Origin of the sequence: Streptomyces sp. ActVer (assembly GCF_027270795.1) — a bacterium.
Lineage (GTDB): Bacteria > Actinomycetota > Actinomycetes > Streptomycetales > Streptomycetaceae > Streptomyces > Streptomyces umbrinus_A.
This window is the reverse complement of sequence record NZ_JAPWHT010000435.1, coordinates 1-8,647: the sequence shown is the minus strand read 5'-3', so window position 1 is coordinate 8,647 and position 8,647 is coordinate 1. Positions and strand designations below refer to the sequence as shown.

The following is an 8,647-nucleotide window of genomic DNA, read 5'->3' as shown; positions in this document are numbered from 1 at the left end:
CATCTGCTCCGCGCGGTCCGGGACATCGACCCGGCCGCCCAGGTCGTCCTCTGCGCGGGAGCCCCCGACACTCCGGAGATCGACCAGGAGTTCCGCGATCTGTTCCAGGAGCTCAGCGGTGTCCGCGAGGGCGTGCACTGGATCCCGCAGATGCTGCCGCGTCCGGACGTGATCCAGCTGCTCACGCATGCCGCCGTGTTCGTCTGCCCCTCGGTGTACGAGCCCCTGGGCATCGTCAACCTGGAGGCGATGGCCTGCGGCACGGCCGTCGTGGCCTCGCGGGTGGGCGGGATCCCCGAGGTCGTCGCGGACGGCGAGACCGGGCTGCTGGTGTCCGTCGAGGACGACTTCGAGGCGCAGCTCGCGCGTGCCCTCGACTCGCTGCTCGCCGATCCGCAGGCCGCCCGGCGCTTGGGCGAGGCGGGACGGGAACGGGCGGTGCGGGAGTTCGGCTGGGACGCCGTGGCCCGGCGCACCGTCCAGCTGTACGAGGAAATCCTCAAACAGGGGTAGTCCGCGGGCGCGGATCACCCTCTCACGGGGGTAGTCCTCTGGCAGGTGTAGTTCAAGAACGTGGCCCGAACCGGGCGGTAGAGGGGCGGCGGCATGCGACGCGGTGGACCTTCGGTACTGGGAATCGTATTGGCGGGCGGCGAGGGCAAGAGGCTGATGCCCCTGACCGCGGACCGGGCGAAACCCGCGGTGACTTTCGGCGGCACGTACCGCCTCGTGGACTTCGTACTCTCCAACCTCGTCAACGCCGACATCCTGCGCATCTGCGTCCTGACGCAGTACAAGTCGCACTCGCTCGACCGGCACATCACCACGACCTGGCGGATGTCCAGCCTGCTCGGCAACTATGTGACGCCGGTCCCGGCCCAGCAGCGGCTCGGCCCGCGCTGGTACCTGGGCAGCGCCGACGCGCTCCTGCAGTCGCTGAACCTCGTGCACGACGAACAGCCCGACTACATCGCGGTGTTCGGCGCCGACCACGTCTACCGCATGGACCCGCGGCAGATGCTGACCCAGCACATCGACAGCGGCGCGGGAGTGACCGTCGCGGGCATCCGCGTGCCCCGGAGCGAGTCGTCGGCCTTCGGTGTCATCTCTCCCGGGACGGACGGCCAGAGCGTCCGGGGCTTCCTGGAGAAGCCCGCCGACCCGCCGGGCCTCCCGGACGACCCGGAGTGCGTCTTCGCGTCCATGGGCAACTACATCTTCACCACCAAGACCCTGGTGGAGGCGTTGCACCGGGACGCCGAGGACGAGAACTCCGTGCACGACATGGGCGGCTCGATCCTGCCGACGCTCACCGACCGCGGCGAGGCCCAGCTGTACGACTTCAGCCAGAACCACGTGCCCGGCGAGACGGTCCGGGACCAGGGCTACTGGCGTGATGTCGGGACCCTCGACGCGTACTACGACGCCCACATGGACCTGATCGCCGAGCGGCCCGCCTTCAACCTCTACAACCGGAGCTGGCCCATCTACACGCACTCCGGCCAGCTGTCGCCGGCCCGCTTCAACGCCGGCGGCATGGCGAGCGAGTCCATCATCAGCGCGGGCTGCCTGATCCGCGGCCAGGTCACCCGTTCGGTCCTCTCGCCGGGCGTCGTCGTCGACCCTGGCGCGGTCGTCCAGGGCTCGGTGCTGCACGACAACGTGCACATCGGGCGGGGCGCTGTCGTGCGCGGCGCGGTCCTCGACAAGAACGTACAGGTGCCCCCGGGAGCGACGATCGGCGTCAACCCGGAGCGGGACCAGGAGCTCTACACGGTCTCCAAGGGCGGTGTGATCGGGCTCGGGAAGGGCCAGCACGTGTCGTAGCGGCCGGGCACGTTGGGCTGCCGGGGTGGCAATGGCGCGGCCCACCCCGGCAGGTCCGAGGTGACGGGCGGGCCGAGCGGTCTTATAAGTACGACCGCACGGTGATCAAGCCCGACACGGAGGACCTGCGTATGAGATGGACCGGACGCCCGCGCCCGCGTACGGCAGCGGTGATCGCTGCCGCCCTGCTCGGGCTGGGCGGCGGGCTCACCGCTCCCGCCGTTAGGGCCGCCGAGCCGGGGGAGGACCGGCTCACGGAACTGGTCAACCCGTTCATCGGCACCCAGAACGAGGGCAACACCTTCCCGGGCGCCGCGGTGCCCTTCGGCATGGTGCAGCTGTCCCCGGACACCGGGCACAACACCGGCTACGACTACTCGCAGCGCCACATCCGCGGCTTCTCCCTCGTCCACCTGTCCGGTGTCGGCTGTCGCCTGGGCGGGGATCTGCCGGTCCTGCCGACCACGGGCGACGTCACACAGACCGACTACACGAAGTACGCCGCAGAGTTCGGCCACGACTCGGAGAAGGCGAGCCCCGGCCACTACAAGGTCGGCCTGAAGAGCGGCATCGACGCCGAGCTGACAGCCACCGCGCGCACCGGTGTGCAGCGCTACACCTTTCCGGCCACGGACAAGGCGAACGTCCTTCTGAACGCCGGCCAGTCGCTGCACAAGACGGTCTCCACGACGATCGAGATCCTCGACGACCGCACGGTACGCAGCTCGATCACCGGCAGCGGCTTCTGCCGCGCCACCGGGCCGTACACCGTCCACACCCTCACCCGCTTCGACCGGCCGTTCACCACGTCCGGCACCTGGCAGGGCGACACGGTCACCGAGGGCTCGACGCGCTCGACCGGCACGGGCCGAGGCGGCGCGTACCTCCGCTTCGACACGACGAAGGACCGCACGGTCGAGGCGACCACCGCGCTGTCGTACGTGGACGCGCGCGGCGCCGCCGTGAACCTCCGCTCCGAAGGAGGACGCTCCTTCGACAGCGTCCGTGACTCGGCGCGGCGGGCCTGGCAGGACCGGCTCGACGACGTACGGGTGCGCGGCGGTGCGGACACGCAACGACGCACCTTCTACTCCTCTCTCTACCGGTCCTTCCTCGCGCCGAACATCGGCAGCGACGCGGACGGCCGCTACACCGGCTGGGACGGGAAGGTCCACCGCGAGAAGGGCTTCACCTACTACCAGAACTGGTCGCTGTGGGACACGTACCGCACCCAGGCACAGCTCCTCGCCCTGCTCGCGCCGCGCGAGTCGCGTGACATGGCGCTCTCCGTCCTGAAGATCGACGAGGAGGGCGGCTGGCTGCCCAAGTGGGGCTACGGGACGATCGAGACCAACATCATGACCGGCGATCCGGTCACCCCGTTCCTCACCAACGCCTACCAGCAGGGCCTGCTGGACGGGCACGAGGAGGAGATCTACCGGGCGCTGAAGAAGAACGCCGACGGGGTGCCGCCCGCCGGCTCGCCCGCGCTGGGCCGGGAGGGCAACAAGGAGTACATCGCCGACGGATTCGTGCCCCGCCTCAAGGGCCGCCCGCACGCCAAGCCCGGCGACTCGGACTACGACCACGGGGCGTCCGCGACGCTGGAGTACGCCCTGTCCGACGCGATGCTCGCCCAGATGGCACGGGATCTCGGGCACGAGGCGGACGCCGAGCGGTACGCCGCCCGCGCACAGAACTACCGCCGTATCTTCGACCCCTCGACCGGCTTCTTCCGGGCACGGGACGGCTCGGGCGCCTTCACGGGCGCGGCCGATCCGGCCAGGACCGAGGGATTCCACGAGGGCACGTCCTGGCAGTACCAGTGGCTGGTTCCGCAGGACCTGCCCGGGATGATCGACCTGATCGGCGGAAGGCAGGCGGCGAACGACCGGCTCGACGCGTTCTTCGCGTACGACCAGTTGATGAAGGACCCCGCGAAGACCGCCCGCGAGGTGTGGGTCAACGGGCCGTACGCCTACTACAACGCCGACAAGTACAACCCCCAGAACGAGCCCGACCTGATTGCCCCCTACACCTACCTGTCGACCGGCACGCCCTGGAAGACCACCGACGTGGTGCACGCCGCGCTGACCCTCTTCACGGACGCGCCGACCGGCATGACCGGCAACGACGACCTGGGGACCATGTCCGCCTGGCACGTCCTGTCGTCCATCGGGATCTTCCCGGTGCAGCCCGGATTCGACACCTGGGGCCTGTCCACACCTGTCTTCGAACGGGTGGACATCACGCTCGACCGCCGCTACCACCCGCTCGGCGCGCTGACCGTGACGGCCGGGCCGGACGTCTCCGACGGGCGCCGGTACATCCGGTCGGTACGTGGTGACGGGGCCGCGCACGAGCGTACGTACCTGACGACCGGCGAGCTGCGGGGCATCCGCGAACTGGCCTTCACAGTGGGCGGGAAACCGTCCGACTGGGGCACGGCCCCGGACGCCGCTCCGCCCGTCCTGAAGTGACATCGCCCACTCGGCTGACCCCATAGACCACACGAGTCCCGCCACCGCCACCGGTGGCGGGACTTAATCTGCTGTTAACTGAGCGTAGCTTGATCGTGCTTGACTGTAATTGCCTGCCCGGGATTGACTGCTGGCTCACCCGTCGTCGACGCGAGAGCCAAGCCCTTGACCTCTGACCTTCTCGCACCTCTCGACCTGGCGTTCTGGAACATCGAGTCCGCGGAGCACCCGATGCACCTCGGGGCTCTCGGTATCTTCGCGGCCAACTCGCCCGCCGCGGCCGCGCACGCGGCCGACCTCCTCGCGGCCCGCGCGGCCGGCGTCCCCGGGCTGCGGATGCGGATCCGCGACATCTGGCAGCCGTTCGACCTGCGGCAGCCGCTGGCCTTCGCCTTCGGCGGCGCGACCCGCGAACCCGCGACCGACTTCGAACCGTTCGACCACATCCGGCTGCACGCACCCGTCGCGGACTTCCACGCGGCCGCAGGCGCGATCATGCAACGCCCCCTGGAGCGCGGAAAGCCCCCGTGGGAGGCCCATGTGGTGCCCGGCGTGGACGGCACCTCGTTCGCCGTGCTCTTCAAGTTCCACCACGCCCTGGCCGACGGACTGCGGGCACTGACGCTCGCCGCGGCGCTCATGGACCCCATGGACATGCCGACGCCCCGCCCCCGTCCCAAGGAGGCCTCGCGCGGCTTACTCCCCGACGTGCGCAAGCTGCCAGGACTCGTCCGCGGCACGCTCTCCGACGTGGGCCGTGCCCTCGACATCGGCGCCTCCGTCGCCCGCGCCACCTGGGGCGTACGCTCCTCCGCCGCCCTGGTCTCCGAGCCGACCGGCACCCGCCGCGTCGCGGGCGTCAACGTGGACCTCGACGAAATCCACAAGATCCGCAAGAGCGTCGGCGGCACCGTCAACGACGTACTGATCGCCGTCGTCGCAGGCGCCCTGCGCCGCTGGCTGGACGAGCGCGGCGACGGCAGCGACGGCGTGGCGCCCCGCGCCCTCATCCCCGTCTCACGGCGCCGCCCGCGTACCGCCCACCCGCAGGGCAACCGGCTCTCCGGTTACTTGATACGGCTTCCCGTCGACGACCCGGACCCGCTCGGACGGCTCGCCACGGTCCGGACGGCCATGAACCGCAACAAGGACGCCGGTCCCAACCGGGGCGCGGGCGCTGTCGCACTGCTTGCCGACCATGTGCCGGCGCTCGGCCACCGGCTCGGCGGGCCCGTCGTCGGCCAGGCCGCCCGGCTGCTCTTCGACATCCTGGTCACCAGCGTGCCGCTGCCCAGCCTCGGCATGAAGCTCGGCGGCTGCCCGCTCACCGAGGTCTATCCGCTCGCGCCGCTGGCCCGCGGCCAGTCCCTCGCGGTCGCGGTCTCCACCTTCCGCGGACGGGTCCACTACGGTCTCGTCGCCGACGCGGAGGCCGTGCCGGATCTCGAGCGGTTCGCCAAGTCGCTCACCGCAGAGGTGGAGGAACTGCTCGCCGCCTGCCTGCCCTGAGACGCCGCTTCCGGGTCCCGTGGACCGCCCGCCACGGGCCCCGGAAGAGACCGGTGATCATCTCGGGTTTGGTGCCTTTGCCCTGGGCTCCGTAAAATTCCGCCTTCGAAAGCGAGCGCGGTTCGAGCGCGGCGCGGAACCCTAGGAACGGCAACGGCGATGACGGTGACAGAGGACAGCCAGGCGGCCCCCGCCGTGGACACGGCAGAGGCTCCGGAGGGCTCGTACGGTCCCGGTATCGACCCGGAGCGGCTGGCCGTCTGCCTCAGCGTGCTCGACGAACTCGAGAAGATCGAGGTCGACCACCCCGACGCCATCGCCGTGCGCCGGGCCACCGCGGGCGTCTACCGCACGGTCAAGCAGCGCCGCCGCCAGGAGCGCCGGGCCGCCAAGACCGCCCATGACAAGGCGGTCACCGAGTCCACGGCCACCGGCTCCGCCCAGCGCATCGACGACGAGACCGAGGGCATCCTGCCGTCGTCGGTGACGGACGAGGGCCAGATCGCGGGGATACTCCAACGCCCCCGCTCCTGCTACATCTGCAAGGCGCGGTACGTCGAGGTCGACTACTTCTACCACCAGCTCTGCCAGAACTGCGCCGCCGAGAACCGCACCCGCCGCGACGCCCGCGCCGACCTCACCGGCAAGCGGGCGCTGCTCACCGGTGGCCGCGCCAAGATCGGCATGTACATCGCCCTCCGGCTGCTCCGGGACGGCGCGCACACCACGATCACCACGCGCTTCCCGAACGACGCCATCCGCCGCTTCAAGGCCATGCCCGACAGCGACGAGTGGATCGGCCGCCTGAAGATCGTCGGCATCGACCTGCGCGACCCCGCCCAGGTCGTCGCGCTCGCCGACTCGGTCTCCGCCGAGGGCCCGCTCGACATCCTGATCAACAACGCCGCCCAGACCGTACGCCGGTCCCCGGGGGCCTACAGCGAGCTGCTCGCCGCCGAGTCGGGACCGCTGCCCGCCGGTGAACTGCCGCCCGCCGAGGTGATCGGTACCTTCGGCTCCGGAGCGGTGTCCGCGCTTCCGGTCGCCGGGGGCGGCGCGCTGACCGCCGACGACGTCACCGGCCTGGCTCTCGTCTCCGGCTCGGCGTCCCTTGAGCGGATCGCGGCCGGTACGGCCATCGACGCGGGCGGCCTTGCCCGACCTGCACGACACCAACAGCTGGATCCAGGCCGTCGAGGAGGTCACGCCGGTCGAGCTCCTGGAGGTCCAGCTCTGCAACTCCACCGCGCCGTTCATCCTCATCAGCCGGCTGCGGGCGGCGATGTCGGCCGCCGGGGCCGACCGGACGTACATCGTGAACGTCTCCGCCATGGAGGGCGTCTTCAACCGCGGCTACAAGGGTGCGGGCCACCCGCACACCAACATGGCCAAGGCCGCGCTCAACATGCTCACGCGTACCAGTGCCCAGGAGATGTTCGAGAAGGACCGCATCCTGATGACCGCCGTCGACACCGGGTGGATCACCGATGAGCGGCCGCATCCGGACAAGATGCGGCTCGCGGACGCGGGCTTTCACGCGCCGCTCGATCTGATCGACGGGGCGGCTCGGGTGTACGACCCGATCGTTCGGGGGGAGCAGGGCGAGGACCTGTACGGGGTGTTCTTGAAGGATTACGCCCCGGGCAAGTGGTAGTCGCCGGGGCCGCTGCGTGGGGCCCAGGTAGTGCGCCCTGAGCGTGCGAGGGGGCTGCGGGTCGGCTGTGGCTGGTCGCGCAGTTCCCCGCGCCCCTTAAGGGGCGCCCCTGCCGCCCGGGGTCTGTGAGCGCAGGCGGTCGTGCACGGCGTACGGGGTTGCCGCCGTGTGCGCTGCTCGTACCCTCGTGCCGCCGTCCACCAGCAAGTCCGTCCCCGTGATCCACTCCGCCGCGTCCGAGGCCAGCCAGACCACCGCCCGTGCGATGTCCTCCGGTTCGCCGATGCGGCCCAGGGGAAGGGCGGCCCCGAGTTCGTTCTCGGCCTGTTCCCATACGAAGCGGGCCATCTCGGTGCGGACGAGGCCGGGGGAGACGGAGTTGACCCGGACCCCGGGGGCCAGTTCGCCCGCTAGTTGCCGGGTGAGGTGGAGGAGGGCTGCCTTGCTTGTGCCGTAGGCGCCCACGTTCGGGCCCACGTGTGCCGCGCCCTCGGTGCAGATGTTGATCACCGAGCCGCCGTGCTCGGCCATCCAGGCCCGCCACGCGTACTGGACCAGCCGCAGCGGTGCCTCGACGTTGACCGTGAACGCCTCGCGCCAGAGGTCCGGGTCGGCGTCCATGAGCGGCCCGTAGGGCTGGTTGGTCGCCGCGTTGTTCACCACGATGTCGATACGGCCGAACTCGGTCATCGCCAGCTCGGTCAGCTCCCGCAGATGTGCCGGGTCCGCGATGGTGCCCGCGATCCCCACGGCACCCAGCTTCGCGGCGGCCCGGCGCACGTCCTCGGCGTCCCGGCCCGTCACGCACACCCGCGCCCCCGCGGCCACGAGCCCCTCGGTGACGGCCAGCCCGATCCCGCGCGAGGCCCCGGTGACGACGGCGACCCTGCCCTCAAGTCCGTACGACGACGTCATCCGCGTACGGTCTCATGACGGACCGTCAGCCAACAGGCTTGCGTCGGACCGTGCTTGAGCGGTGGGCGTGGGGTCGTCAGCCGACGGTCCTGGGTCGTGCGTGACGTGCCGCGACCAGCTCCAGTACCGTGCGCCAGTCCTCCAGGACCCCGGCGTCGAGCCCGGACGCCCACGAGGCCTCGTCCGCCTCCCGGAAGGCCCCGATGAGTACGGCGACGACGCCGACCGCCCCCATGCCCTTGCCCCGTACGTCGCCCACGAG

At 70.8% G+C, this 8,647-nt stretch carries 5 protein-coding genes and 2 pseudogenes; 5 read left to right on the top strand and 2 right to left on the bottom strand.

Annotated features, from left to right (window positions below; all coding sequences use genetic code 11):
- The 5 genes and pseudogenes from O3Q52_RS43000 to O3Q52_RS42980 all read left to right on the top strand — a co-directional run.
- Nucleotides 1-513 (top strand): glycosyltransferase (locus O3Q52_RS43000; protein WP_269653964.1); only part of this gene is annotated, 513 nt, incomplete at its 5' end.
- A 93-nt stretch (nucleotides 514-606) separates the two neighbouring features.
- Nucleotides 607-1,827, top strand: a complete 1,221-nt coding sequence (gene glgC, locus O3Q52_RS42995) for a glucose-1-phosphate adenylyltransferase (RefSeq protein ID WP_189839342.1) — start codon at nucleotides 607-609, stop codon at nucleotides 1,825-1,827.
- Nucleotides 1,828-1,958: 131 nt separating this feature from the next.
- The gene (locus tag O3Q52_RS42990; RefSeq protein ID WP_269653963.1) at nucleotides 1,959-4,307 is read left to right on the top strand and encodes a GH92 family glycosyl hydrolase; all 2,349 of its coding nucleotides are present in this window, start codon (nucleotides 1,959-1,961) and stop codon (nucleotides 4,305-4,307) included.
- A gap of 165 nt (nucleotides 4,308-4,472) precedes the next feature.
- Complete coding sequence (locus O3Q52_RS42985; RefSeq protein ID WP_269653962.1) at nucleotides 4,473-5,816, top strand: wax ester/triacylglycerol synthase family O-acyltransferase; 1,344 nt, start codon at nucleotides 4,473-4,475, stop codon at nucleotides 5,814-5,816.
- 159 nt (nucleotides 5,817-5,975) lie between these two features.
- Nucleotides 5,976-7,470 (top strand): annotated as a pseudogene (locus O3Q52_RS42980) (SDR family NAD(P)-dependent oxidoreductase).
- A gap of 96 nt (nucleotides 7,471-7,566) precedes the next feature.
- On the opposite strand, the gene O3Q52_RS42975 reads toward O3Q52_RS42980, so the two are convergent.
- Both O3Q52_RS42975 and O3Q52_RS42970 read right to left on the bottom strand, forming a co-directional pair.
- Nucleotides 7,567-8,385 carry an SDR family oxidoreductase gene (locus O3Q52_RS42975; protein WP_269653961.1) on the bottom strand — a complete coding sequence of 273 codons (819 nt, stop codon included), beginning with the start codon at nucleotides 8,383-8,385 and terminating at the stop codon, nucleotides 7,567-7,569.
- A gap of 76 nt (nucleotides 8,386-8,461) precedes the next feature.
- Nucleotides 8,462-8,647 (bottom strand): annotated as a pseudogene (locus O3Q52_RS42970) (hypothetical protein); the annotation flags it as partial.